The following is a 26449-nucleotide window of genomic DNA, read 5'->3' on the forward strand; positions in this document are numbered from 1 at the left end:
CTCTCTTGCAATTCAAATTATGGCTGTCTATATTGATTCGAAATCGTTTTCGAAAAAACCGATTGGAGAATAATAATGGACAGTGAAGATATCGAAATGCTCCGTACAACCACGCGTCGTTTTGTACGGTCGCGCCTGGTTCCTCTGGAAGAAGAAATCGAGGCGGCAGACGATGTCAGTGAAACGCTGCTTGCTCAACTGCGCGCTGAAGTCGCGGCGCTGGGCCTGTATGGCTTCAACCTGCCCGAGTCGATTGGTGGCCCTGGCCTCAACGCCGCGGCCAAGCTGGCCATTCTGGAGGAAATGACGTACACCTCTGTGCCTCTGAGCGAAGTGTTCGGCCATCTTCCGCTCTCGCTGGGGCGTTGCAATGCGGAGCAGCAAGCCCGGGTACTCCCGGACCTGCTGACGGGCAAAAAAATCCTGACCTACGCACTGACCGAACCGAATGCCGGCTCGGACCTAAGCAATCTGCGTACGCGGGCCACCAAGACGGAAGGTGGCTGGTTGCTCACCGGTAGCAAACACTTCATTTCGCATGCCGAAACGTCGGACTACATCATCGTACTGGCCGTCACCGATGCCGACGCGCCTCTCAAGCGTAAGCTGACAACGTTTATTGTTGAGAGAAGCAACCCGGGTATCGTCGGGATGACGCGCTACAAAAAGATGGGGTGGCGCGGTTACCACCTCAACGGTTTCTCCCTGGAAGACTGCTTCGTCCCGGATGCGGACGTGCTCGGCGAGCCAGGGGATGGCTTCCTGGTCATGATGGAGTCGATCAACCATGACCGGATTCTTTCTGCGTGTCGTTCGACCAGCCTCGCAAGCCGCGCCCACGCGATGTCTTGTGAATACGCGAATGAACGCATGGCTTCCGGTACAGCGATCGCCAATCATCAAGCGATCCAGTTGATGATCGCGGACAACGATGTCGAGGTCGAAGCTGCGCGACTGCTCATTCAGCGAGCTGCCGAGCTTGTCGAGGCTGGCGTGCCCGAGGCCAGGATTGCGACCGCACGAGCCAAGTTGTATGCCAGCGAAATGGGGTGCCGTGTAGCGGACCGGGTGTTACAGATCTTCGGGGGCATGGGCTACATGTGCGAACTTCCGATCGAGCGTTTTTACCGTGACGCTCGTGCCTTCCGTATCGGGGAGGGCACCTCGGAAATGCAACGCCTGCAAATCGCGCGATATGCGCTTTCCGTTTAAGACTGCATGGAAGGCCATCATCTTGAAAACGACTTCTGCATTGAACGAGTCCAGGACGAGTGTCTTGGCTCAATACGACGCTGCCTCCCATACAGATAGCCCTGTTCAGGCATTTGCTGATCTGCTCGCGCACAATCCTGAACTGCCCGCTTGCCACTTTGGAGAGTTGTCAGTAAGCCGAGCTGAACTCAGCGCTGGTGCCTGTGCTTCGGCACGTTATTTGTTGTCGTTGGGGTTCAAACCTGGTGACGTACTGGCTGTGTGGCTTCCAGACAGCCCCGCCTGGTTGCAGTTGCTGTTCGCGGCGGCATCGATTGGTGTGATCATCGTACCGATTAGCACCCGTTACAAGGTGGCGGAAGCGGATCACGTGATTGGCCAGAGTTGCGCAAAAGGGCTGGTGATCGCGACGGCGTTTCTCGATTACGACTATCAAGGCGCCGCTGCCTCTCTAAGGTCGAGCCATTCAACCCTTGAATATGTCATCGACGTCGATATACAGGCGGGCCTCATCCGCCATGATGCGAACGCTCGTGCGAACGTTGCAACGGTGCCTGCTCAGCTCCCGCTGATCACCTTCAGCACCTCGGGAACCACTGGGCATCCGAAACTTGCACTGCACACACAGCTGGGAATTGCCAAGCATGCGCTGAATGTCGCACGGGCGCTGGAGGTGGGCGCGGGCGATGTGATGTTGTGCGCGCTGCCGTTGTACGGCGTTCTGGGGTTCGGGCAGGCCGTCGCTGCGCTTGCCGCTGGCGCAGCTTGCGTCCTGATGCCTGTCTTCAAGGGCGAGGATGCCGCGCGCGCGATCGAACGCCACGGCGTCACGCACAGTTTTGGCTCCGACGGGCTTTTCGAGCGGATCTTTGCCACCACCCAATACTCGCTTGCGTCCTGGCGCCGCGCGGGGTTCACCGAGTTCGCGGGGCTAGGGCGCGCCATCTGTGATAAAGCCGAGCAGGATCTGAATCTATTGCTCACCGGCTTGTATGGCATGTCGGAATGTCTTGCCATCGCGGCGACACGCTACCCACATGACGACCCAGGGGTGCGAGCGCTCGGAGGTGGCTCGCCGGTCTCTGCGCAGATTCGCATACGTGTCGTGGACTGCGACAGTGGCCTCGAAGTTGCCGAGGGTGAGCAAGGTGAGTTGCAGATGATCGGTTACAACCTCATGACGGGTTACTTGAACAATGAGGCCGCCAGCGCTGCCGCGTTCACCGCCGATGGTTGGTTCAAGACCGGTGATTTGGTGCGACGTACAGCCGATGGGTTTATTTACCTGGCACGCCTTAACGATGGCATGCGCCTTGGCGGTTACCTTGTCGACCCTTCGGAAATCGAGCGGTTTCTGACGCAGCACGAGGGCGTGCTCGGCGCCCAGGTGGTGGCCGTGAAAAAACCAGGTACAGGCGACGTCGCGGTTGCTTTTGTCATGGCAAAAGACAGCGATCTTTCAGAAACAGAATTGCTCGCTTACTGCAAAGCCGGGATTGCCAACTACAAAGTGCCGAAGCGCGTTGTCTTCGTCGATAGGTTTCCCGAAAAACCGGGGCCCAACGGTGTGAAGATCCTCAAAACCGCATTGCGCGAAATGGCAGCGGCTGAGCTGTCTGTGTAATTGCCGCAAGACAACAATAAGGAGCGAACGAATGAAAGACACTCAGGTACGGTCTGATATCGCCTGGGCCACCCCTTCAAAAGTGGTTATTCACGGGCTCGATCTCTGTAACGAAATCGTAGGGAAGATTGATTTTGGCCAAATGACGTTCTTGCAGTTGTTTGGCCGACTGCCTGAAGCGCGTGAGTTGCGGATGTTCAACGCAATGATGGTCATTTTGGTTGAACATGGTATTACGCCCTCGTCCCTGGCCACGCGATTTACCTATTGTGGCGCGCCAGAGGCCGTTCAGGCAGCGGTCGCTGCAGGGCTGCTCGGTCTTGGGTCGGTATTTGTCGGCTCGCTCGACAACGCCGCCAAGTTGCTGCAGGAAACGATTCCCGCCAATGCAACACTTGCAGATCCACAGGTGAAGGCGGCGGAGATTGTCGCGGGGTACCGTTCCCGTAAGGAAATCATCCCGGGTATCGGGCACCCGTTCCACAAGCCGATTGATCCGCGCAGTGTCGCGCTGTTCGAAGTTGCGAAAGAAACCGGCTATTACGGGCCCTACGTCGCATTGATGGATGCGATCGCTGAGCAAGCGACGCTCCAGGCCGGCCGTCCGCTGCCCTTGAATGTGACGGGAGCCATGGCCGCTGTCGCTTCAGAAATGGGCATCACATGGAAAATCTGCCGCGGTCTGGCGGTTGCGGCGCGAGCGGTCGGATTGGTCGGGCATGTGTTGGAAGAAATGCGCCAACCCATTGCCGAAACGCTCTATCTGCGAACCGAGCATGAAGCGACGGTACACATGGTCGAGGAGTGATCGGTATGTCAACCGCATCTTCATCAGCCTCAAACCCCGCGAGATCCGCCGCTCGAAAACTGCCTCTGGCACGTAACGCCTGCAGTTTCTGGACCCAGGAGAAACTTCGTAACGCCGATACCGACCAGTTCCACCATGTGAACAACGCGGTGATATCGACACTGCTCGAAGCTGCGCGAATGGAGATTCTCGCGGGTGAGGGGTTGAAAGCTTCGATGGCCGGCAAGCTCGTGGTGGTCGCTCATCTGTCGATCGATTTCTTGAGCGAAGTGTACTTCCCTGGGGTCGTCGAGATCGGGTCCTGCACCCTCAGGGTGGGCCGCACATCTTTTGAATTGGCGCAAGGACTGTTCGTAGGCTCTCAATGCTGCGCGTCCGCGCAGGCGACCTGCGTGCTCATCGACGTTGAGCGTCGTGAACCCACGGCCATTTCGGACGTGATTCGAGCTCACCTGCTCAAAGAGGCGTGAGCTTTGCGCCGGTTTCTACTGCACCTGCGAGGTAACGAAAATGTCTGGGAACTTCACGAAAATTCTCTTCGAAATACGCGATGGCGTTGCCATCATCACGTTGAACGATCCGCAGCGGCGCAATGCATTATCCCGCCGCATCGTCAGCGAAGTGTTTGAGGCCCTTGAACTCAGCACTGCCGCAGCGGCGCGAGCGATCGTGATTGCTTCGACTGGAGTCGCGTTTTGCGCGGGGGCGAATATCGACGATTTGCGTGATGGCTGGATGGAGCGCGCTGATCCGGCGACCGACCCGGCGCTACTGTTCAAGCGGCTGGTCGAGGACCCTCGTATTGTCATTGCCGCCGTTCAAGGCGGGGCATTGGGCGGCGGTTTCGAGCTTTCGCTGTCTTGTGACCTGGTCGTCGCTGCTGAGGAGGCATGGTTCAGCCTGCCGGAAGTCTCGCGCGGGGTTATTCCCAATACCGGCCTGGCACTTTTGCAGTCGATGGTGGGTTCACGACTCGCTCTGGAGTTGGTCTTGAGCGGCAGGCGTGTCGATAGCGCCGAAGGCGCTGCCAGAGGCCTGGTCAACGCGGTGGTTCCTCGTGACTCCGTTGTCGAAAGAGCGGTGTCATGGGCGCAGGAAATTGTTTCCAAGGCGCCCCCCGTCGCACTTTCTGCCGCGAAGCGCAATCTGCATGCCCACGCTGGATATGACTGGGCGCGCGTGCAACGGTCGGTGACCGATGTTCCGCGTGCTGAATGGCAGGAAGGGTTGGATGCGTTCACGGAAAAGCGCGCCCCGGATTTCGAACCGTTCTGGCGTGCTATCCGGTCGGTCTGACAATCCGGGCCCAGAGCACATCGGTTGTTTATTTTGCGGAGCAGAGCGCATTGAAAGTATTAGTCTCAGTTAAGCGTGTTGCCGACTACAACGTGAAAGTCCGGCCAAAAGCCGACGGCAGTGGTGTCGAACTCGCCAACGTAAAAATGTCCATGAATCCATTTGACGAAATCGCGGTGGAGGAGGCCGTTCGACTGAAAGAGTCGGGTGAGGTGACTGAAGTGGTCGTCGTCTCGTGTGGGCCGACGCAATGCCAGGAGACCCTGCGAGTAGCGTTAGCGATGGGGGCCGACCGGGCAATACTTGTCGAAACCTCTGTCGAGCTACAACCGCTGGCCGTGGCGAAACTTCTTCACGCGCTGGTAAGCCGCGAGGCCCCGCAGCTGATCATTTTGGGCAAGCAGGCCATTGACGACGATAGTAACCAGACCGGGCAAATGCTCGCCGCTCTGTCCGGGCTTGCGCAAGCGACTTTTGCTTCGAAGGTATCCATCCAGGGCGATCGAGTTCAAGTGATCCGCGAGGTCGACGGCGGCCTTGAAACGCTGTCCTTGACGCTCCCGGGTGTCGTGACCACTGACCTTCGACTCAACGTGCCTCGCTACGCCACGCTGCCTAACATCATGAAGGCAAAGAAGAAGCCTTTGGAGGTTCTGACGCCCGAAGTGCTTAACGTTGAGGTGGCGCCACGGTTGAAGACGTTGCATGTCGCGGCGCCGACGAATCGAGCCGCCGGCATCAAGGTGCCGGATGTTCGGACCCTGCTCGAAAAGTTGAATGAAACCAAGGTCCTATAGGGCGGGTATGACATGACTATTTTGGTAATTGCTGAACATGACAACATGGCGGTCAAGCCCGCAACGTTGAATACGCTTGCCGCCGCACAGATGATTGGCGGTGATATCGATTTACTTATGCTGGGCGATGCTATGCAGCCTGCGGTCGATGAGGCGTCGAAAGTAATGGGCGTGCGGCAGGTCCTGGTAGCAGAGGCTGCCCACCTTGCCGATCATTTGGCAGAGAATGTCCAGGCTACCGTCATGACACTGGCGAAGGACTACTCCCACATTTTGGCCCCCGCGACTGCGTTCGGAAAGAACGTCGCTCCGCGGGTTGCGGCTGCGCTGGACGTCGCGCAGATCAGTGAGGTGATCGAGGTCGAGAGTTCAGACACCTTCAAGCGTCCCATTTACGCGGGGAGCCTGATCGCGACGGTGCAGTCCGAAGATAGCCAGAAAGTCATAACGGTTCGTGCGACTGCTTTTGACCCCGTCTGCGCGACGGGTGGAAACGCGACGATTACACGAGTCGAGGTTGCGCCGGGCCAACACAACTCTGCATTCGTATGCCGGGAGGTCGCGAAAATGGATCGGCCAGAACTGACGGCGGCACGGATCATCGTTTCAGGCGGGCGTGGCTTGGGCAGTGGCGAGCATTACCAGGACATTCTGCAGCCGCTCGCGGACAAGTTGGGGGCTGCGCTAGGGGCCTCGCGTGCTGCCGTGGATGCCGGCTTTGTACCGAATGATTATCAGGTGGGGCAAACGGGAAAGATCGTTGCGCCTGACATCTATTTTGCAATAGGTATTTCGGGAGCGATTCAGCACTTGGCCGGCATGAAGGATAGCAAGGTGATCGTCGCGATCAACAAGGATCCGGAGGCACCGATATTCGGGGTGGCGGACTACGGTCTTGTTGGGGATCTCTTCGAGATGGTGCCGGAGCTGACAGCGGCCCTCTGATTGCATGAGGGCTCATAGCTGCCCTGCATCCGAATCATGGCGAAGTGAAGGAGAAGGGGGCTGAACACGATTAGGGCCGTCGGAAGCGCGAATGATTAGCTCCGGAACCCATATCTCCTGAAGTTCCTGGGGAGGCCTGCCGGCCAATCGCTCGAGCAGCATTTGCGCCATCCGTTTACCCGCGCGATGTGTCTGCGCAGAAAAAGTGGTCAGCGAAGGTTGCACGAAACGACCGATTGGATGATTGTCTCCGCCGATCACGCCAACATCACGGCCCGGCGCCTTTCCTGTTTCGGCGATGCCTCGTAACACGCCCAGTGCGATCAAATCGTGGCCGCAGACGATAGCCGTGGGTGGGGTCGGGAGCGCCAGCAGTCGGCGGGCCGCTTCAGCGCCACCTTCTTCAGAAATAGCTGCTTCTACACAGAGTGTTTCGTCGAAGGGTATCCCTGCGTTACGTAAAGCTTCGGCGTACCCGGTATTTTCCAGGTGGCTGAACATGAGGTATTCGGGGGCATGGACCAGCGCAATACGCCGATGCCCCAGGGCGATGAAGCGAGCACAACCGGATCGCCCCACAACGTGATGATCGATATCGACATAGGGGTAGGCATTGGAGGTCTCGCTTCTGCCGAATGCGACGAAAGGAATGTCCTGTTCGAGCAGGTAGGCGATGCGTTCATCCTGTCGACGCGTGCGTGCAAAGAGTAACGCGTTGACGCGCTGACGTTTGATCAGGCGCTTGAAGAGGTCTATCTCCGTTTCCACGCTTTGTGCAGAAGCGAAAATGACCTGGTATCCACTGTTTTCCATCGCTTCATTCACACCCATCAGCATGTCCAGAAAGAAGGGGTGGGCGAATGAAGTCTGGGGAGGGGACAAGACGAACGCGATGGTGTCGGTCGATTGCCGGCGCAAGCGCCGCGCGGAAGGGTCCGCAGAAAAGCCGAGCGCCGTCGCCGCCTGGAGCACGCGCTTGCGTGTTTCTGGGCTTACATCTTCCCGGCCGTTCAGCGCCTTAGACACCGTGCTAATGGAAAGGCTGAGCGTGGCTGCAAATTCCTGGATATTCATTTCACCTTCTCTTGGACTGTCCCGGCTTCCACACCGAAAACGATTTTATCAGCGCGTGGCGTTTCGCGCGACGGTGAGCCCATTTTTTATAAAAACGACTTTGTAGTTTTTCTGGATGCTTCACCGATGACGTGGTTGGTCAGTCGATCATCACCGCCTTGAATCTTCTGAAATCCATATTTTTGTGAATTTTCCAGAAAATATAAGATTTTCATGGATTTTTTGTATAGATCGTTCTAGGTGATTTTTTTCTGTAAACGGTTTTGAAAAATCTAAATGTGCCGTTGAAGTGCTGAATCTGTGGTGGTATGTTTTATCGAAATCGATTTCGAAAATAACAACAATCCATCGAGCATCGAGAACCTTGAGTGTTGCGAGCACGACGGAGCGAAAATCCCCGCAGGTCTATAAGTGGAGAACGCTTTGATAGAACATATCCTGACTCAAAATGCCCCTTTGCCGCGGGGTCACTATGCGCAAGCAACCAAGGCAAACGGCTTTGTCTTCGTGTCGGGTCAGTTGCCGCTGACAACCGACCCCCAACTCACCCTCGCGCAAGGGCTCGATGCGCAGGTTCATCAAGCCCTTACAAACATGCGTGAAGTACTGCTCGCGGCAGGTACTGATGTCGGGTCGCTTGTGAGCGTACAAATCTATGTGTCGAACATCGATGACTGGCCTCGGGTAAACGAGCTCTATCGGGAATTTATAGGCGAGCCGGCGCCGGCTCGAACGGTCGTGCCCTGTGGTGCACTCCATTACGGAGCGCTGCTGGAGATCAGTGCGATCGCCTTATGCAGTGACGTTTCATAACGAAAACAACAATTAAATGAATGTCGCGCGAACAGTAGTGTCAGTACGTCGCGCTGCCCTGAGGACATGCCGTTGAGGCATCACTGCGAGTGCAGAATGCCTCCTCCCAAGAGGATGATCGATATGAAGATGTTTGACTGGTATAGAGAGGCCACCCCGGTAGGAAGAAGGACATTTTGGGGGTGCTTCGGCGGTTGGACTCTGGATACGTTTGACAATCAGGTGTTGGCGTTTCTCTTGCCTGTCCTGATGGCGACGTGGCACTTCTCCAAGCCGGAGGCAGGTCTGATCGTGACGTCGTCTTTGCTATCTGCCGCTTTAGGAGGATGGATTGCTGGCATTCTGAGCGACCGTTATGGGCGTGTGCGTATTTTGACGTGGGCCATCATCTGGTTCACCACCTTCAGTGTCGTTGCCGGATGCACAAATTCGTATAACCAGTTGATGGTGGTGCGAGCGCTGCAGGGCCTCGGTTTCGGTGCCGAGTGGGCCGTAGGTGCGGCACTGATGGCGGAAGTCATCAACCCGGAGCATCGAGGCAAAGCCTTGGGCTTGGTGCAAAGTGGGTTTTCTGTAGGCTGGGCGTTTGCCGCCATGGTGACAGGCTTGCTGTTGGCTTATTTCCCGGAGTCGATAGCATGGAGGATGGCGTTCTGGGTCGGTGTTCTTCCTGCCCTCGTGGTGCTGCTGATGCGGCGATATATTCCTGAGCCGGAAATCTTCCGCGACATGAAAGCCGCGACGGGCGGAGCGATGGTGGCAACTTGGCGCTCATCCTTTCGCAAGGACGTTCGACGTTCGAGCCTTCTCTCTGCGCTGATGATTACCGGACTGCAAGGAAGCAGCTACGCCATTATGGTCTGGCTGCCCACGATGCTGATCCAGGTGCGTGGCCTGCCGGCGTCATCCGTTGCCATGATGGTGACAATGATGAGTGTCGGCTCCTTTATCGGGCAAGTCGGCTTTGCGTACTTGAATGACTCTCTGGGCCGGCGTTTCACCACAATGGTGTTCTGTCTGTTCTCTGCGTTTCTGACGGGCGTTTACTTGCTTGTGCCAATGGAGTCATGGGTGCTGGCGCTTTTGGGGCTTCCGGTAGGAATGGGTATCAACGGCGTATTTGCCGGGCTCGGCCCGATGCTGTCGGAGCTTTTCCCGACCCAGATTCGAACCACGTGCATGGGTTTCTCGTACAACGTCGGCAAGTCGATTGGCGCATTGAGTGTCGCATTGGTTGGCGCAACAGCGGAGTATATCGGCCTGTTGAGTTCAATCGCGTTGTACTGCTTCATTGGCTATTCCTTTGCACTGCTTGCCCTGGCACTTCTGCCGGAAACCCGCGGTCGTGATCTTTCGAGCATCGCTTCCTCCGACGATCTATACGGTCAGGTGGATGTGATGGAGCAAGCGAATCCTTCCCGTAGATAACGCCCTTGCCTGAGGGTGTGTGCCACGTAACCGAGAAACTGGATGTTCTGAGTCGCAGTCGTCGCTCGGCACGATCGCGTGTGCGTCGTGGCACGCAGCCGTCAGGTCTTACTGACTTTTCAATGGCACATACAAACAGAATGGAGATAGGCATGAATAGTGAGTTCAGGGCCAGCGCAGTCGATCTTGGTTCGGATGTCGTGTTCTACAATCCTGCTGCAGGTCACAGTCTGCCGCATGATCCTTTCAAGGCGATCGTGGCGCCGCGCATGATTGGATGGATATCCACAATGTCTTCGGGTGGACGCTTGAACCTGGCGCCCTATAGCTTCTGCGGTGCGTTCGCAGCGTTCCCGCCAATCATCGGCTTTTGCAGTGAAGGTCGTAAAGACAGCCTCCATAATATTGAGCAGACGGGTGAGTTTGTCTGGAATCTCGCGACGCTTCCGCTGGCGCAAAAGGTGAATCTTACCTCGGCCATCGTCGCGTCAGATGTCGATGAGTTTCAGTTAGCAGGATTAACACCTGTAGCAGGACACAACGTGGCGGTACCACGAGTTGGCGAGTCGCCGTCGGCGCTGGAGTGCAAACTGTCGCAAATCGTGCAGTTGCGCGATCTTGACGGCAGGCCGACGGACAACTGGCTGGTGTTGGGCCAGGTGGTGGGGGTGCACATCCAGAAGCAGTATCTGAAAGATGGCCTATTCGATACATACGCTGCTCAACCGATCATGCGGGCTGGCTATCGTGGTGATTACGCGCGGATCGGGGAAAAATTCGAAATGTTTCGCCCTGAAGTTTGAGTGCGGAGTGAGATACCTTCAATGTCAATAGATTTCGAAATCATCAATCAGCATATCGCCCGCATAACGATCAATCGTCCCGAACGCCTCAATGCCCTGGATGTCGAGCACGAGCGTGTACTGGCGGCGGCCTGGAAACGTTTTGATAGCGACCCAAGTTTAAAAGTGGCCATTCTGATGGGGGCGGGTGGGCGTGCGTTCTGTACGGGGGCCGATATCCTGGATTACCTTCCGTATCGACGAAGGATTGCCGAAAGCCAGGGTTACCAGGGCACCGTCAGCTTCGGTGGGCTTACGGCGGATCGAGAAGTCGCAAAACCGACCATTGCTGCTATTGACGGGTTCTGTATCGCGGGGGGGTTGGAATTGGCCCTGGCGTGCGACATCCGTATCGCAACGCCGACTGCACGTTTTGGCCTGCCGGAGGTCCGGTGGGGAATCATGCCTGGAGGCGGTGGCACGCAGCGGCTCGGTAAAGTCATCGGTCTTGGTGCTGCGATGAGAATGGTTCTTACCGGAGATGAAATAAGCGCCGATACTGCTTTGGCCTATGGCTTGGTAACGGATCTGACTGAAAAGTCCGAGCTCGAAAATACGGCAGTCGCCATCGCGAATCGGATTATAAAAAATGCGCCTTTGGCCGTGGCAGCCGCTCGGCATGCACTGCTTGCCAGCTTTGAACTAACTATGGAGGCAGGCTTGGCCAAAGAGTCTGAGTTGCAGGGCCAGTTATTGCTGACTCATGATGCTGCCGAAGGGGTGGCCGCTTTTTCGGAAAAACGTTATCCACATTACCGTGGACGTTAACTCGCTTTTCTCATGCGTTCGAAGCGCTGCGTGAGCAAGAGCCGCAGAGCGATCCCGCGGATATCGGCAGCGCCGAGGAACAGCGGCAGTGGTGGCGAATACGGGGGGTGCGAGGAAACCGGTGAACCCAGCGGCCTGCGCCGCCTGTTGCTCAGGCCCACCGCAACCCTGTGCATCGCGGCCAAGGAGCGGCAGGAGAAGAAAGAGAGACACCTGCGCGATGCCTGAGCATTAATCCACGGCCAATGCCTGCAACTGCCAGCGCACCGAACTGACGCCTTTTTCCAGGCTTACCCGGCTCACCAGGCGCTCCAGCTGGGCCGGGGCTTCCGGAGTACCCAGCAGTTGCGCCCGAACCTCCAGGCGCGCCGGGTCGGCCAGGTCTTCGCTGTGCAGCGATTGCAGGCGCAGCCCGGGGTCGCTGAGGCTGTGCAACATCAGGCTGCGCACCTGGATCTCGTCTTCGGCACGGCAGGTGATGCGGACCTCGAAACGCTGTTCGACCTCACTGGCGGGCACCACCTGTTGTTGGTCCAGGCGCTGGGCGATGTCACGTAGCAGGATGTTGGCGCACAACACCACCAGGCTGCCCAGTGTGGCTTCGAGCAACAGGCCCAAGCTGCACAACACACCAATGGCCGCGGTGCACCAGAGCGTGGCGGCGGTATTCAGGCCGCGCACATTGAAACCATCGCGCATGATCACGCCGCCGCCGAGAAAGCCGATTCCGGAGACCACGTAGGCGGCGATGCGCGAGGCATCGGTGGGTTCCATGCCCGGCACGGCCTGGGTCATGAGCACGAACAAGCAGGCACCGGTGCTGACCAGCGCGTTGGTGCGCAGGCCGGTGAGGCGCTGGCGCAACTGACGCTCAGCGCCAATCAGGGCACCGAGCAGGAGGGCGATGCTGACGCGCAGCAGAAATACTTTCCAATCCATAGCAAACCTCTTCCACGGGCATGGGCCCGTACGAGCGCCGCCACCTGACGGCGCGGTTGACGAAAACCGAGAATGCGCAGGACCACGCGCTCGTCCGCCAGAGGGGGCGAGGCAACGGGAAGAGAGAAGGGGGACGTCAGCCCGCTAAGGCTGGAAAAGACCACCGTCTACCGTGTTCGGCGAGACAGTGGCAGGAGAACTGCCGGACTAGCTCGCCGTGTGGGCCTGTCGCAATCGACTGGGGCTACTGTCCAATGCAGGACTCCTGTTCAGGCATGCAAAAATGCGTCGCGCAAGGTAACGCCGCTTGTCGGATGGGTCAAGGGCAGAAACATGACAATTGCCGTTCCGGCACCTCCTGGGGCCCGTTCAATCCCGGCGCCGGCACAGGTAGGCCTGGGTTTGGTAAGGGAAGGCGATGCGCTCGCGGCCTCGCAGATCGGGGTGCTGGGCGATCAGTTCCTGCAGTTGCGCCAGCACGTCGGCCTGCTGCTCGGCGGGCAGGGCGGCGATGAAGCTGACCGAAAGGCAGCGCTCGATGATCACCGTCTGCGGGCTGCCCTCATGGGCATGGGGCAGGTACGTCACTTGCGGCTCGTCGAAATAGCGACCATCGAAGGCTTGGCGCCACCTGCCGGTATGGAAGCGCGGCGTGTCGCCCTCGTAGGGCGTGATGATACGGGTGACCTGCGCCACCCAGTCGACCGACTCGTCGCGCACGTTCCAGACCAGCCCGAGGCGTCCGCCGGGCTTGAGTACCCGGTGGATTTCCGCCAGCGATGCCGCCTCGGCGAACCAGTGGAAGGCCTGGGCGCAGACCACGGCATCCTGGCTGGCGGAGGCCACCGGCAAATGCTGGGCGGTTCCTTCGAGCACCGCGACCCCGGGCAAGCGCGCGCTGAATTGCTGACGCATCTGCGCCACTGGCTCCACGGCGGTGACCTGTGCCCCCAAGGTGCTCAGCAAGCGGGTGAACTTGCCGGTGCCGGCCCCCAGGTCGAGCACCGGTCGGCCCGCTCCCACCCCCAGTCCATCGCGCAGCCAGGCCTGCAGCGCAGGCGGATAACCGGGACGGCCCTGCTCGTAGGTATCGGACTGCATGGCATAGCCAGCGCTGGCGGACGTGTGCACATCGTTCATCAAAAACCCCTCCTGAAGGCCTTTTGGCAATGGTAATCTTGCGCACCTTCTTGCCAAACCCGGACCGTTACATGCTGTTCAATCTCGCCATCCTGTTCGGCACCCTGGTGGCCATGGAAGGCGTCGGTACGCTCGCCCACAAGTACATCATGCATGGCTGGGGCTGGTGGCTGCACCGCTCCCACCATGAACCGCACCTGGGCATGCTGGAAACCAACGACTTCTACCTAGTGGCCCTGGCGCTGATCGCAGCGGCCCTGGTAGCCCTGGGCAAGGCCGGGCACGCGCCGCTGCAGTGGGTCGGCGCCGGAGTCGCCGGCTACGGCGTACTCTACGTGATTGCCCATGATGGTTTCTTTCACCGCCACTGGCCTACCAAGCCACGGCCGGGCAATCGCTACTTCAAGCGCCTGTACCGCGCGCACCGGCTGCACCATGCGATCAAGGGGCGCAGCAACAGCGTGTCCTTCGGTTTCTTCTATGCCCCGCCTTTGCACGTGCTCAAGCGCCAGTTGCGTGCCCGGCGGCGCGGCTGATCATCCCCCGTTCGCGGTTTCGCTCTTGCTGGCCGTGTCTGCGGCCGCGTGGCCACGGCTGACCCACCAACCGAACGCGGCGGCGGTGAAGAACATGATCAGGCTGTAGATCGCCGCAGGCACCGCCATGGTCGCGTTGTTCAGCAAGGTCGGGCTCAGGGCCAGGGCGATGGCCAGGGTGCCGTTGTGGATACCGATCTCCATGCCGATGGCGATGGCCTGGCGTTTGGGGATGTTCAGCAGCCGTGGCACCCAGTAGCCGATGCTCAGGCTGAGCAGGTTGAAGAGTAGGGCGGCCAGGCCAACCAGCGGAGCATACTCGACCACCGTTTGCCAATCCTTGACCAGCGCCAGGACGATGGTGAACGCCAGGAACAGCGCCGCCACCAGTTTCATCGGCCGCTCCATGCGCGTGGCGAAACCAGGCGCCCAATGCCGGATGAGCATGCCCAGGGCCACTGGCAGCAAGACGATGGCGAACACCTGAAGGACTTTGGTGAACTGCAGTGGAATGGCCTGGTCCGAGGCCATGAACCAAGCCAGCGACAGGTTGACCAGCAACGGCATGGTGAGGATGGCGATCAGCGAGTTGACCGCCGTCAGGGTGATGTTCAATGCCACGTCGCCGTGGGCCAGGTGGCTGAACAGGTTGGCGGTGGTGCCGCCCGGCGACGCGGCCAGCAGCATCAGGCCCACCGCCAGGGCTGGCGCCAGGCCGAAGCCATTGGCGATCAGGAAGCAAATGAAGGGCAGCAGCAGGATCTGGCAGGCCAGGCCGATCACCACCGGCTTGGGGTATTTCACCACACGGGCGAAGTCAGCCAGGGTCAGCGACAACCCCAAACCGAGCATGATGATGCCCAGGGCGATGGGCAGGAAGGCGGTGAGCAGGGGAGAGGCGGTCATGGGCATTCTCGCGGTAAAGGATCCCTGCGAGTGTAGCTGCAAGTTTCCAGCTGCAAGCTGCGCTACCCAGGGGCCTGTGGCGTTTGGCCTGAAGCCTGCGGCTGAGGTAGCATTCGCGCTTTTGCCGAGGATTTGCCTGTCATGCCGTTCCAGCAAGGTATTCTTGCCACCCCCGCGCCAGCTCATGGCCGTCACCTGTTCTTCGCCATCGAGTCGAGCGACGCCCTGCCGGCTGCGCTGGACCTGCTGTTGCCGCAGGCGGATGGCCAGGGCCTGATACTGGGCGTCGGCGCACCGCTGGCCAAGGCACTGGGGCGTGAGATCCCGGGCCTGCGTGCTTTCCCGCAACTCGATGCCAGCGTCGAAAACCCCAGTACCCAGCATGCGCTGTGGATCTGGTTGCGTGGCGAGCAGCGCGGCGACCTGTTCCTGCGTGCCCAGGCCCTGCAGCAGGCCCTGGCCCCGGCGTTGCGCCTGGTGGACAGCACCGACGCCTTCCTGCACCAGGGCGGCCATGACTTGAGCGGGTACGAGGATGGCACTGAGAACCCGGTGGACGCAGACGCTGTCGACGCGGCCATCGTACCTGGTGATGTTCCGGGCCTGAGCGGCTCCAGCTTCGCCGCTTTCCAGTTGTGGGCCCATGACCTTGGCTACTTCAAGGGGCTGCCACAAGCCGAACAGGACGACATCATCGGCCGCCGCCTGAGCGACAACGAAGAGCTCGACGAGGCACCGACCTCGGCCCACGTCAAGCGCACCGCCCAGGAGAGTTTCGAGCCGGAGGCCTTCATGGTCCGCCGCTCCCTGGCCTGGGCCGACGAGCGTGGCGCCGGGCTGGCCTTCCTGGCCTTCGGCCATTCCTTCGAGGCCTTCGAAGTCCAGTTGCGGCGCATGAGCGGCCTGGAAGACGGCGTGGTCGATGCCTTGTACCGCTTTAGCCGTCCCCTGACGGGCGGTTACTACTGGTGCCCGCCCATGACAGAGGGCCGCCTGGACCTGCGCTTGCTGGTCGGGGCCTGAGCACTTAACATCCAGAAACAGAATCACCCGGCGGTACGAGGCACAGAGGCTAGCCTAAAAAGTTTCCAAATTGTTACGGGAGCTTTCCTATGTATGGACGTCGCGATGTCCTACGCGCCGGCGCGGCCTTGGGCCTGCTGGCCGCCAGCCCGTGGCTGCGGGCGGAAACGCCGATCGGTTTGCTGACCCGGAAGATTCCCTCCACCGGCGAGGATCTGCCGGTGATAGGGGCCGGCACCTCCGGCAGCTTCGAAGTGAGGGCCGGCTCCGAGCAGTACCAGCAACTCAAGCAGGTGCTGCAGCTGTTCTTCCAGCATGGCGGCAAGGTCATCGACACGTCGCCCAACTATGGCGGTGCCGATGCCATTCTGGGCCAGCTGCTCGAAGAGGGTGGCTGGCATCACCAATGCTTCCTGGCCACCAAGATTGCCGCCGACAGCCGCGCCGCCGCCGAGGCCCAATGGGCCGGAAGCCTGAAAAGCCTGCGCACCGACAAAGTCGACCTGCTGCAGATCCACAACCTGCGCGACTGGCAGCGCCAGTTGCCCTATGCCCGTGAACTCAAGGCCGAGGGCAAGACCCGCTACGTGGGTATCACCCACTATGTCGCCGGTGGCCATGCGGAGTTGGCAAAGATCCTGCGTAGCGAGCCCTTGGACTTCATCCAGATCAATTACTCGGTGAACGCCCCCGAGGCGGCGCGCGAGATATTGCCACTGGCCAAGGACAAGGGCGTGGCGGTGCTGATCAACCGGGCCTTCGACGACGGCCGACTATTCGCCAGGGTCAAGGACCAGCCGTTGCCGGACTGGGTCAAGGAAGCCGGGATCGACAGCTGGGCACAGGTGTTTCTCAAGTTCGCCCTCAGCCACGAGGCGGTGACCACCGTGATTCCCGCCACCAGCCGGCCGGAGCGCCAGCTCGACCAGCTCAAGGCCGGCAGCGGGCCGTTGCTCACCGAGGCGCAGCAGCAAGCGCTGATCAAACAGTTCGCGTGAACGCATGAACAGCTGGCGACAGCGGCTGAACAAGGGCTTCAACCTGAACGCGGGCGAGGGGCCGGCCGTGCTGGGTGGCCTGGCCCTGTTCTACCTGCTGTTCACCGGTTACTTCATGCTGCGCCCGGTACGCGAGACCATGGGCGTGGCCGGTGGGGTGGACAACCTCCAGTGGCTGTTCACCGGCACCTTCATCGTCACCCTGATTTGCCTGCCGCTGTTCGGCTGGCTGGCTTCAAAGGTCCAGCGACGGCGCATCCTGCCCTGGACCTATGGGTTCTTCGTCAGCAACCTGCTGCTGTTCGCCGCGCTCTTCGCACGCGACCCAGACAACCTCTGGAGTGCGCGGGTCTTCTACATCTGGTTGTCGGTGTTCAACCTGCTGAGCATTTCCCTGGCCTGGAGCGTGTTGGCCGACCTGTTCTCCAGTGAGCAGGGCAAGCGCCTGTTCGGTTTGCTGGCGGCCGGTGCCAGCCTGGGCGGGCTCACCGGTCCGATCCTTGGCGCCCTGCTGGTGGGGCCCATTGGCCATTCGGGATTGCTGGTGCTGGCGGGCTTGTTCCTCCTTGGCAGCATTGGCGCGACCCTGGGCCTGCAACGGTGGCGTGATCAGCGCCCGCTGCCGGCCTACACCGAGCACCCGCGCTCCCGGCCACTGGGCGGCAATCCCTTTGCCGGTGCTACGGCGGTGCTGCGCTCGCCTTACCTGCTGGGCATCGCGCTGTTCGTGGTGCTGCTGGCCAGCGTCAGCACCTTCCTGTATTTCGAGCAGGCGCGCATCGTCAGCGAAACCTTCACCGACCGTACCCGCCAGACCCAGGTATTCGGCTTGATCGACGCCGTGGTCCAGGCCCTGGCCATCCTGACCCAGGTCTTCGTCACCGGCCGCCTGGCCCGGCGCCTGGGCGTCGGCGTGCTGCTGGTGGCGGTGCCGCTGGTGATGGCGGTCGGTTTCATCTGGCTGGCCTTGGCGCCGGTGTTCGCTGTCTTCGTGGTGGTCATGGTGGTGCGCCGCGCTGGCGAATACGCCCTGGTTCGCCCCGGCCGGGAAATGCTCTTCACCGTGCTGCCGGCCGAGGACAAGTACAAAGCCAAGAACTTCATCGACACCGTGGTCTATCGCGGCGGCGATGCCCTCAGTGGCTGGGTCAAGCGCGCCCTGGACGTGATGGGGGAGCATCCGCAGCTGGCAATGCTGATCGGCGCCGTGATCGCCCTGGCCTGGGGCGTGACCGGTGGTTGGCTGGGGCGGCGGCAGCGGCGGATGGAGAGCAAGGAGGAGCACGTCTGAGCCCGTTCGCGGGCAAGCCAGCGAACGGGCGATACACTCAGAACGGCACTGCTACGGTCAGCTGACTGTAGACGTTGGTGCCATTGCCGCCCACCTGGTTGCCGCCGTTGCGCTCATCCTTGCGCGGTTGGTACAGACCTACCAGCGGGCTGACGATCAAATGATCGCTGATCGCCCATTCCACGTAGAAGTCCAGCTCCCGGGCGTCGAGGTTAAGGCTGTCGCGGGTACGCACGGTGTCGAAGTCGAAGTACAGCGCGCCGACCGTAAGGTTCTCCAACGGCGTAGCCTTCAGGCCCACATGGTGAATGCCAGTATTGCTGTTGAACGGGCCGGCGTAGTTGGACGCCACTTCACCCTGGAACCAGGTGCCATAACCATTGCTCAGTCCGGTGAACAGTGAATCCCAGCCCGCCGAGTAGCGGGTATAGCGGTAGGTCAGCGTCGGCGCCCAGGGCAAGCCGGCGAAGGTGTAGCCAGCCTCGGCGTACCAGGCCTTCTCGGGGCCGCTGTCCTTGTCCTGCCAGGCGTACTCGAAGGCGAAGCTGGCATTGTCGATACCAGCATTGCCTTCGCCCCGCAGGCTGTAGACATCCATGCCTTCGCGCTCCTTCTGAAACTCGCTGGCCCATTCGTCACTGACATCTATACCGTGCACCCAGGTCAGGCCCAGGGTGCCGAGGGCGTGGGTATAGTCCAGGGTGGCTGCGGCCAGCTCGGTCTCCGCTTGCGCCCGGTTATCCGATTTCAGCCACAGCACGCTGCCGTGCAGGCCATCCTCGCCGCCCAGGCGCAGCACGGCGCTGCGGTCGAACGCATGACGCGCGGCGAGGTAGTAGGCACCACCACGGTCCAGCGCGCCATCGGCTGGGCCGTTGCCGAGGTTGGGGCCGTCATCGTTGATCAGGAAGCCACGGCCGATCGTCACCACCTGGCGGCCGGCCGAGATATCCACGCCGTCCTTGCCCAGTAACGGCAGCAGGTCGCCCGAACGCCAGCCCAGGTAGGCGTCCTCGATCTTGGTGGTGCGTTCGGAACCATCGGTGTTGCCGCCGGCATCTCCGTCGCCCCAGGTCGCGGAGCTGACCCAGTTGAACTTGCCATAGAGCGTGCCATTACCCCCCAGGGCCTGGTCGCCGCTGACGCCGTACTGGATGAAGCCTTCGCGCCAGGTCGAGCCGCCGGTGCTGCCGTCGTAGTTCTTGCGGCTGTTGAACATGCCCCAGACCGCAAGCATGTCGGCGTTCAGGTGAGTGTCCTCGTCGGCGTACAGCTCATAAGCCATGCTCGCCTGGCTGGCGGTCAACAAGGCCAGGCCGAGGGCGAGGGTTCTTGAAGAGTGTGATTGCGTTCTTCCCATTGCACCGTCTCTGTTTTGTTATTAGGGCTGCCTGGCTGTTGCGGCGGTTTCGCCATTGGGTGTTGGCCAGCAACATGCCATTAGCGCCCGGAACGCCGTGGCAAGTCTTGCCCGTGGCTGCCAAGGCGTTGTCCGCCATCGCCAGTGCTTGATTGCTGGCGTTGATGGAGAGGGACAGCCCAAGGGACGTTTGGGAGATGGGGGATTGAGAGTGACCCAGCGGCGGTCACCCTCAGTGGCGGTCATTGACCGTGTGCGGCCGTCAGTAACGGATCATCACCGACTTCAGCTCGGTGAAGTCGTCGATGAAAGCGCCGCCGAACTCGCGGCCGATACCCGAGGCCTTGATGCCGCCGAAGGGGACCGCCGGGTCGAGCAGGGTATGCATGTTGACCCACAAGGTCCCGGCCTCGATCTCCGGCACCAGGCGCAGGGCCTTGGACAGGTCGTTAGTCCAGAGGCTGGCACTGAGGCCGAACGGCGTGTTGTTCATCAACTGCAGCAGTTCGTCTTCGCTGTCATAGGGGAAGAAGGTCGCGACCGGGCCGAAGGTTTCCTGGTTGAGCAGGGTGTCCTCGATGGCGTTGGCGAGGATGACCGTTGGTTCCACGTAGCAGCCGGGACCATCACCGATCTGCCCGCCGTGGACAATGCGATTGCCTTCGGCACGAGCGGTGGCGAACAGTTCGCCGAGCTTGCGTTGGTGCGGTTTGTTGGCCACCGGGCCGAACTGGGTGCTTTCGTCCAGCGGCGAGCCGATCTTCAATTGGCCCAGGCGCTTGGACAGGGCGTCCAGCAACGGCTCGATTTGCGAGCGGTGGGCGAAGAACCGCTCACCGGCGGCGCAGATCTGCCCCGAATGCAGGAAGCCTGCCTCGATCACGCCCTCTACGGCCTTGTCCAGGCTGATATCGGGCAGGAAGGCCACCGAGTTCTTGCCGCCCAGTTCGAGGGTGGCGCGGGTCAGCTTGGCGCCCATGGCCGCCTGACCCACGGCGATGCCGGTGGGCACGGAGCCGGTGAACGAGACCTTGTTGGTGCCCGGGTGCTCGACCAGAGCCTTGCCTACCAGGCCGCTGCCGGTCAGGACATTGAGCGCGCCGGCCGGCAGCCCGGCCTGGGTCGCCAGTTCGGCGATGCGCAGGATGGTCAGCGGCGTGAACTCGCTAGGCTTGATGATGATGCTGCAACCGGTGGTCAGCGCCGAGGCCAGCTTCCAGATGGCGATCATGGTCGAGAAGTTCCACGGCACGATCCCGGCCACCACGCCGACCGGCTCGCGCAGGGTGAAGGCGCTGTAGCGCTCACCGGCGAAGGAGGGCAGCGACGGGGTGATGGTCTGACCGGTGATCTTGGTCGCCCAGCCGGCGTAGTAGCGCAGGAAGTGCGCGGCCTGGTCGACCTCGAAGGCACGGGCGATGCCGATCAGTTTGCCGGACTGGCAGGTTTCCAGTTGCGCCAACTCCTCGCGGTGTTGCTCCAGAAGATCGGCCAGCTTGAACAGCACCGCAGCCCGACCGGCCGGGCTGGTCCGCGACCAGGTCCTGAAGCCTTGGCGCGCCGAGTCCACCGCATGGTCCACATCCGAGGGACTGGCGTCGCTGACCTGGGCAATGCTTTCGCCGTTGGCCGGGTTGAAGACCTGGATGCGTGTCGAAGACTGGCTGGCGACGTTTTCGCCATGAATGTACAAGCCGTGGTCGCGGGCCAGGAAGGCCGTGACCGAGGGCAGCAGGGTGATATCGCTCATTGGGGGGGACTCCGGGCGGGGCAGACGGCGCAAGAAGCCGCACTGCGATGGACGTATAGCCCGAGCTTAACGGTGCGCTGCAATTGCAATCTTGCTTTTCCCTGACAACCGCATGTCTGAGCGTGCCAGCCGTGCGGGGGCTAGCGAGCTTCATGAAAAGTGCAATCTTGGCTGTGGAAGGTGCATTTTCCTGTGTATCAGCGGCACCCATACTGGCCTGGCATTCATCAGTGAGCTGCCGGATTGTCCAGAAGAGCCAGGCTTTTTCTGCCTGCGACAGGGCTCCGGACGACCAGCCCACCAGGGTCCAATAATAAAGAGCCAGACCATGAAAAAGCCAAACTCCCTGCTCGAAGACCTCAAGTCCATCCTCCCAGCCATTGCTGCCAACGCCGACCAGGCCGAGCGCGACCGCACCGTCCCGGCCGAGAACATCGCCCTGCTCAAGGGGATCGGCCTGCACCGTGCGTTCCTGCCCAAACACTATGGCGGTTTGGAAATCTCCCTCCCCGAGTTCGCCGAGTGCATCGCCTTGCTGGCCGGCTCCTGTGCCAGTACTGCCTGGGCCATGAGCTTGTTGTGCACCCACAGCCATCAGTTGGCGATGTTTCCGGCCAAGCTGCAGGAGGAAATCTGGGGCACAGACCCGGACGCTACCGCCAGCAGCAGCATCGCGCCGTTCGGGCGTACCGAGGAAGTCGAGGGTGGTGTGACCTTCAGCGGTGAAATGGGTTGGAGCAGCGGTTGCGACCACGCCGAATGGGCCATCGTCGGCTTCCGCCGTGGCAATGCCGAAGGTACCCAGGACTACTGCTTCGCGGTGTTGCCGCGCAGCGACTACAGCATTCGCGACGACTGGTATGCAGTCGGTATGCGCGCCAGTGGCAGCCGCTCCCTGATCATCGACAAGGTCTTCGTGCCCGAACACCGCATCCAGAAGGCTAAGGACATGATGGAGGGCAAGTCCGCCGGGTTTGGCCTGTATCCGGACAGCAAGATCTACTTCGCACCGTACCGTCCGTACTTCGCCAGTGGTTTTTCCACTGTCAGCCTGGGCATTGCCGAGCGCATGCTCGAGGCATTCCGCGAGAAGACCCGTAACCGCGTACGTGCCTATACCGGCGCTGCCGTCGGCGCCGCGACTCCGGCGCTGATGCGCCTGGCCGAGTCGACCCACCAGGTGGCCGCCGCCCGGGCTCTGCTGGAGAAGAGCTGGCAAGAGATCGCCGAATACAGCGCGCTGCACCAGTACCCGACTCGCACGGAACTGGCGTTCTGGCGCACCAACCAGGGCTATGCCACCAAGATGTGCATCCAGGCGGTCGATCGCTTGATGGAGGCCGCCGGTGGCGGAGCCTGGTTCGAGAGCAACGAAATGCAGCGGCTGTTCCGCGACGCGCACCTGACCGGTGCCCATGCCTACACCGACTATGACGTCTGCGCGCAGATTCTGGGCCGTGAGCTGATGGGCCTGGAGCCGGACCCGTCGATGGTTTGAGCCGCATCAGCGTTCTCCATCCCCCATAACAACAGGGTTGCCGTTGCGGCAGCCCCTGGGAGTCTTGCATGTCCATCCCAACTGAAACCCCATTCGACGCACGCGCCTTCCGTCGTGCCTTGGGCAACTTCGCCACTGGCGTCACTGTGATCACCGCCGCTGATGCCAGCGGACGCAAGGTCGGTGTCACCGCCAACAGCTTCAACTCAGTATCCCTCGACCCGCCGCTGATCCTCTGGAGCATCGACAAACGTTCGAGCAGCTTTGAAGTGTTCGAGGCTGCGGGGCATTTCGCGGTGAATGTTCTGGCGGCCGACCAGATCGATGTGTCCAACACCTTCGCCCGTCCCAGCGAGGACCGCTTCGCCGGCATCGAGCACGAGACAGGCGAGGGCGGGGCGCCTCTGCTGGCCGACTGCTCGGCGCGCTTTCGCTGCCAGAAGTACCAGCAGCTCGATGGCGGCGACCACTGGATACTCGTCGGCAGGGTGCTGGCCTTCGACGACCTGGGTCGCTCGCCACTGCTCTATCACCAGGGCGCCTACTCCATGGTACTGCCGCACACGCGCCTGACCCGGCGCGAGGAAGGCCAGCCCCCGAGCAGCCACTTCCAGGGTCGCTTGAGCCACAACCTCTACTACCTCATGACCCAGGCGTTGCGGGCCTACCAGGCCAGCTACCAGCCACGCCAACTGTCCACCGGCCTGCGTACCAGTGAAGCGCGCATGCTGATGGTGCTGGAGAACGATGCCGGCCTGGCGCTGCCGGACCTGCTGCGCGAAGTGGCCATGCCCGAACGGGAAATCGTCGAGGCCATCGCCAACCTCTCGCGCAAGGGGTTGGTCGCCGATGACAATGGCCGGGTGTGCCTGACCGCCAAGGGCATCGAGGAAACCGAGGCCTTGTGGAGCATAGCCGGTGAACAACAGGCCAAGGTCTTCGGCCAGTTCAGCGAAGCGCAGATCGAGACCTTCAAGACCGTGCTCAAGGCGGTCATCAGAAACTGAGAGCCTGCCTGCACTCGCCAGTTGGCAATCTAGCTTGTTCCCCATGCGGCCGGCGCGATCGATGCCTCGATTCGCCGACCGCAGGGCTGGGCTCACGCCAGGCAGCGGGCCTGTTCGTCGAGTAGGCCGCGCTGGAATGCGCGCAATCGCGCATCAGGTTGCTGCGCCTGGATGAACTCCAGCATCGGGTCGGTCACCTCGGTACGCACTCCGGACAGGGCCTCCAGTGTCGCCAGGCCACAAAAGGGTACATAGGCCTCCGAGTAGCCGCCCTCATGCACCAATACCAGCCGGCCACCGCACAGGCGTTCGGCGAGATCGCGCATGCGCTGGGTCATGGCCCGGAACGAGTCACTGTGCAACAGCATGCGCGCCAACGGATCGACGGCGTTGGCATCGTAGCCACAGGCGACGATGATCAGTTCCGGTTCGAAGCGCTCAAGCGCTGGGACCACCAGGGTGTCGAGCGCATACAGGTAGGCATCGTCACCGGCGCCAGGCAACAGCGGAATGTTCAGGTTGGCACCCTGACCATCCCCACGGCCCCGATCCGCCTCGCCGCTGTAGCCGGCAGGGAAGCAGCCTTGCTGATGCAAGGACAGGGTGAGGACGTCGCCTCGTTGCTCATAGATCGATTGAGTACCGTTGCCATGGTGGACATCCCAGTCCAGCACCGCCACCTTGCCCAGCCCGTGTCGCGCCTTGGCCGCTTCGATGGCGATGGGGATGTTGGCCAGCAAGCAGAAACCCATCGCCTGGTCGGCCAGGCAATGGTGCCCCGGCGGACGCGACAGCGAGTAAGCGTTGCTGGCTTCGCCCAGCAGCACCGCCTCCACCGCTGCGATCGCAAGGCCGGCCGAGAGCTTGGCGATTTCATAGCTGCCTGGGCCGATCGGGGCGTGAGGCCCCAGCAAACCACCGCCTGCATCGCTCATCGCTTTGAACTGCTCCAGGTACCTGGGCGTATGCACCCTGAGCAGGTCCTCTTCGCTGGCCGGCGTCGCGGTCCTGACGTCCAGTTGTCGTGTCAGCCCTGAAATGTCCATGAGGTTTTTCAGGCGTCGCTTGGTCTCGGGAGATTCGGCGTGCCCCGCGGCAGCGGGTGGTTGCACCCAGCCGCCGACCGGCAGGATGAGGGCGTGCGGCCCGGCGCTGTGCCAAAGGCTCAGTTCATCGAAAAAGAAAGCAGTGGTGTGGGTCATGATCGTTCTCTGTAGGGATCAGTGTGGGTTGCGGATACGGCAGGCCAGGGCAAGCAGCAATGACACGAAGGTCAGGGTGGCTGCACCGAGGAGGGTGGACTGGTAATCGCCGCTGCTCTGGATCAACTGCCCGGCGATGCCGGGGCCTGCCGCCAGGCCGCCGCCGATCACCAGGTTGGAGACATTCATCAGGCGACCGCTGGGGTCGAGATCGGCCATGCAGGCCAGGACCATGGGCAGCACAAAGGTCCAAGTGAACTTGAAGGTCAGTGCGGCGAGGGCGAAACGCTGCAGGCCGGGTTGGTCTTGCAGCAGCAACACGGCGGTGACCATCAGGCCATAGCCGAGCAGCAGCAACAGGTTGCGCGGCAGGCGGTTGCCGATCAACGAGGCCAGTCCGGCACCGAGGATGCCCATCAAGGTGGCGATGGCCAGGACTTGCCCGCTGTCCTGCGCGCTGATCGAGGCGGCTTCGCCCAGCGAGCCGATGAAGGTCCAGACACCGCTCAGGCTCAGGTAAAAGCAGAAAATCGCCGTTAGCCCGAGCAGCGCCTTACCCGTGCGTAGCCGCTGGCTGGGGTTGCTCGTGCCTTGGTCGAGGTGAGCGGGAAAGGCTCGCGCCAACGGCAATGCCAGCATCATCAAGCCTGCCAGGGTCAGGTAGCACGCGCCCAGGCCGTACTGCGCGAACAGCCCGGGCAGTACGTGCAAGCCGACGGCGCCCAGTACCAGTTGGCCCAACACCCACAGAGCGTAAACACGGCTGGCGTTGGGCAGTGGCGCTGCGCTGCTCATGCAGATGATCATCAGCGATCCGCCGCCAAGTGCCGTGACGGCGCGCAACAATATCAACTGGCTGTAGCCGTCGACACGGGTCGACAGCAGGTTGCCGAGGATGAACATCAGTCCGGCAATCAAGGCGGCTTTGCGCAGGTCGACCCGCTTGAGCCAGAACGCCGCCGGCAACGTCGCCAGGCTCATGGCGCCCAGCTCGACCATGAACAGGTTGCCGATCTGCGTCGGCGTCAGGCCCCACTGTCCGGCCAGTTGCGCGGCGACCACCGGGGCGGTCATCAGCACCGATGGGGTGATGGCGGCGAACAGCACGATCGCGGCCAAACGTGCCCGCGCCCGGGGTGTGCTAGCGGGTAAGGCGGCTTGCGTATCCAGTGATAGCGTCATGGGCAAGGCT

Annotated in this window: 25 protein-coding genes and 1 pseudogene; 18 read left to right on the forward strand and 8 right to left on the reverse strand. The window is 61.2% G+C overall.

Annotation, left to right across the window (positions count from 1 at the left end):
* Positions 1–75 precede the first annotated feature (75 nt).
* From ACYU03_RS12525 to ACYU03_RS12555, 7 genes are all read left to right on the forward strand, one after another.
* Positions 76–1212 carry an acyl-CoA dehydrogenase family protein gene (locus tag ACYU03_RS12525; RefSeq protein WP_461891164.1) on the forward strand — a complete coding sequence of 379 codons (1137 nt, stop codon included), beginning with the start codon at positions 76–78 and terminating at the stop codon, positions 1210–1212.
* Between the two features lie 64 nt (positions 1213–1276).
* Positions 1277–2836, forward strand: a complete 1560-nt coding sequence (locus ACYU03_RS12530) for an AMP-binding protein (RefSeq protein WP_461891166.1) — start codon at positions 1277–1279, stop codon at positions 2834–2836.
* A 31-nt stretch (positions 2837–2867) separates the two neighbouring features.
* Complete coding sequence (locus ACYU03_RS12535; protein WP_461891168.1) at positions 2868–3644, forward strand: citryl-CoA lyase; 777 nt, start codon at positions 2868–2870, stop codon at positions 3642–3644.
* A 5-nt stretch (positions 3645–3649) separates the two neighbouring features.
* The gene (locus ACYU03_RS12540; RefSeq protein WP_461891170.1) at positions 3650–4114 is read left to right on the forward strand and encodes an acyl-CoA thioesterase; all 465 of its coding nucleotides are present in this window, start codon (positions 3650–3652) and stop codon (positions 4112–4114) included.
* 40 nt (positions 4115–4154) lie between these two features.
* Complete coding sequence (locus ACYU03_RS12545; RefSeq protein ID WP_461891172.1) at positions 4155–4940, forward strand: enoyl-CoA hydratase/isomerase family protein; 786 nt, start codon at positions 4155–4157, stop codon at positions 4938–4940.
* A gap of 50 nt (positions 4941–4990) precedes the next feature.
* Positions 4991–5737 (forward strand): electron transfer flavoprotein subunit beta/FixA family protein, encoded by a 747-nt coding sequence (locus ACYU03_RS12550; protein WP_461891174.1) that lies wholly within the window; start codon positions 4991–4993, stop codon positions 5735–5737.
* Positions 5738–5749: 12 nt separating this feature from the next.
* Complete coding sequence (locus ACYU03_RS12555; protein ID WP_461891176.1) at positions 5750–6682, forward strand: electron transfer flavoprotein subunit alpha/FixB family protein; 933 nt, start codon at positions 5750–5752, stop codon at positions 6680–6682.
* Positions 6683–6694: 12 nt separating this feature from the next.
* Here the strand turns inward: ACYU03_RS12555 and ACYU03_RS12560 are convergent, their stop codons facing one another.
* Positions 6695–7756, reverse strand: coding sequence for a LacI family DNA-binding transcriptional regulator (locus tag ACYU03_RS12560; RefSeq protein ID WP_461891178.1), 1062 nt, complete (start codon positions 7754–7756; stop codon positions 6695–6697).
* 411 nt (positions 7757–8167) lie between these two features.
* Between ACYU03_RS12560 and ACYU03_RS12565 the strand changes: the two genes are divergently transcribed.
* The 5 genes and pseudogenes from ACYU03_RS12565 to ACYU03_RS12585 all read left to right on the forward strand — a co-directional run.
* The gene (locus ACYU03_RS12565; RefSeq protein WP_461891180.1) at positions 8168–8569 is read left to right on the forward strand and encodes a RidA family protein; all 402 of its coding nucleotides are present in this window, start codon (positions 8168–8170) and stop codon (positions 8567–8569) included.
* Positions 8570–8692: 123 nt separating this feature from the next.
* Positions 8693–9997, forward strand: coding sequence for an MFS transporter (locus ACYU03_RS12570; RefSeq protein WP_461891182.1), 1305 nt, complete (start codon positions 8693–8695; stop codon positions 9995–9997).
* A 152-nt stretch (positions 9998–10149) separates the two neighbouring features.
* Positions 10150–10800, forward strand: a complete 651-nt coding sequence (locus tag ACYU03_RS12575) for a flavin reductase family protein (RefSeq protein WP_461891184.1) — start codon at positions 10150–10152, stop codon at positions 10798–10800.
* A 21-nt stretch (positions 10801–10821) separates the two neighbouring features.
* Positions 10822–11607, forward strand: a complete 786-nt coding sequence (locus ACYU03_RS12580) for an enoyl-CoA hydratase/isomerase family protein (RefSeq protein WP_461891185.1) — start codon at positions 10822–10824, stop codon at positions 11605–11607.
* Positions 11608–11609: 2 nt separating this feature from the next.
* A pseudogene (locus ACYU03_RS12585) lies at positions 11610–11835 on the forward strand (TraR/DksA C4-type zinc finger protein); the annotation flags it as partial.
* A gap of 3 nt (positions 11836–11838) precedes the next feature.
* On the opposite strand, the gene ACYU03_RS12590 reads toward ACYU03_RS12585, so the two are convergent.
* Together ACYU03_RS12590 and ACYU03_RS12595 are read right to left on the reverse strand one after the other, a co-directional pair.
* On the reverse strand, positions 11839–12546 hold the full coding sequence (locus ACYU03_RS12590) for an MgtC/SapB family protein (protein ID WP_461891187.1): 708 nt from the start codon (positions 12544–12546) through the stop codon (positions 11839–11841).
* Positions 12547–12915: 369 nt separating this feature from the next.
* Positions 12916–13686: a class I SAM-dependent methyltransferase gene (locus ACYU03_RS12595; RefSeq protein ID WP_461891188.1), complete on the reverse strand. Its 771-nt coding sequence runs from the start codon at positions 13684–13686 to the stop codon at positions 12916–12918.
* A gap of 71 nt (positions 13687–13757) precedes the next feature.
* On the opposite strand from ACYU03_RS12595, the gene ACYU03_RS12600 reads away from it, so the two are divergent.
* Positions 13758–14222, forward strand: a complete 465-nt coding sequence (locus ACYU03_RS12600; protein ID WP_461891190.1) for a sterol desaturase family protein — start codon at positions 13758–13760, stop codon at positions 14220–14222.
* Here the strand turns inward: ACYU03_RS12600 and ACYU03_RS12605 are convergent, their stop codons facing one another.
* Positions 14223–15128: a bile acid:sodium symporter family protein gene (locus ACYU03_RS12605; protein WP_461891192.1), complete on the reverse strand. Its 906-nt coding sequence runs from the start codon at positions 15126–15128 to the stop codon at positions 14223–14225. It abuts the gene before it with no gap.
* Positions 15129–15269: 141 nt separating this feature from the next.
* Here ACYU03_RS12605 and ACYU03_RS12610 point away from each other — a divergent pair, with 141 nt between their 5' ends.
* The 3 genes from ACYU03_RS12610 to ACYU03_RS12620 all read left to right on the forward strand — a co-directional run bounded on the left by ACYU03_RS12610 (position 15270) and on the right by ACYU03_RS12620 (position 18440).
* Positions 15270–16151: a Dyp-type peroxidase gene (locus tag ACYU03_RS12610; RefSeq protein WP_461891194.1), complete on the forward strand. Its 882-nt coding sequence runs from the start codon at positions 15270–15272 to the stop codon at positions 16149–16151.
* 89 nt (positions 16152–16240) lie between these two features.
* Positions 16241–17149 carry an aldo/keto reductase gene (locus ACYU03_RS12615; protein WP_461891196.1) on the forward strand — a complete coding sequence of 303 codons (909 nt, stop codon included), beginning with the start codon at positions 16241–16243 and terminating at the stop codon, positions 17147–17149.
* A gap of 4 nt (positions 17150–17153) precedes the next feature.
* Complete coding sequence (locus ACYU03_RS12620; protein ID WP_461891198.1) at positions 17154–18440, forward strand: NTP/NDP exchange transporter; 1287 nt, start codon at positions 17154–17156, stop codon at positions 18438–18440.
* 37 nt (positions 18441–18477) lie between these two features.
* Here ACYU03_RS12620 and ACYU03_RS12625 read toward each other — a convergent pair whose 3' ends face one another.
* Entirely contained in the window at positions 18478–19800 is a 1323-nt protein-coding gene (locus ACYU03_RS12625; protein ID WP_461891200.1) for an alginate export family protein, read from the reverse strand.
* Positions 19801–20062: 262 nt separating this feature from the next.
* Positions 20063–21550, reverse strand: coding sequence for an aldehyde dehydrogenase family protein (locus tag ACYU03_RS12630; RefSeq protein WP_461891202.1), 1488 nt, complete (start codon positions 21548–21550; stop codon positions 20063–20065).
* Positions 21551–21878: 328 nt separating this feature from the next.
* Here ACYU03_RS12630 and ACYU03_RS12635 point away from each other — a divergent pair, with 328 nt between their 5' ends.
* Positions 21879–23048: a p-hydroxyphenylacetate 3-hydroxylase oxygenase component gene (locus ACYU03_RS12635; RefSeq protein WP_461891204.1), complete on the forward strand. Its 1170-nt coding sequence runs from the start codon at positions 21879–21881 to the stop codon at positions 23046–23048.
* A gap of 68 nt (positions 23049–23116) precedes the next feature.
* Positions 23117–24055, forward strand: coding sequence for a p-hydroxyphenylacetate 3-hydroxylase reductase component (locus ACYU03_RS12640; RefSeq protein ID WP_461891206.1), 939 nt, complete (start codon positions 23117–23119; stop codon positions 24053–24055).
* A gap of 92 nt (positions 24056–24147) precedes the next feature.
* Here the strand turns inward: ACYU03_RS12640 and ACYU03_RS12645 are convergent, their stop codons facing one another.
* Together ACYU03_RS12645 and ACYU03_RS12650 are read right to left on the reverse strand one after the other, a co-directional pair.
* A complete protein-coding gene (locus tag ACYU03_RS12645; RefSeq protein WP_461891207.1) occupies positions 24148–25257 on the reverse strand; it encodes a class II histone deacetylase in 1110 nt (369 codons plus the stop codon).
* Positions 25258–25275: 18 nt separating this feature from the next.
* On the reverse strand, positions 25276–26439 hold the full coding sequence (locus ACYU03_RS12650; protein ID WP_461891209.1) for an MFS transporter: 1164 nt from the start codon (positions 26437–26439) through the stop codon (positions 25276–25278).
* Positions 26440–26449 lie beyond the last annotated feature (10 nt).

This window comes from Pseudomonas sp. X10 (assembly GCF_054889225.1).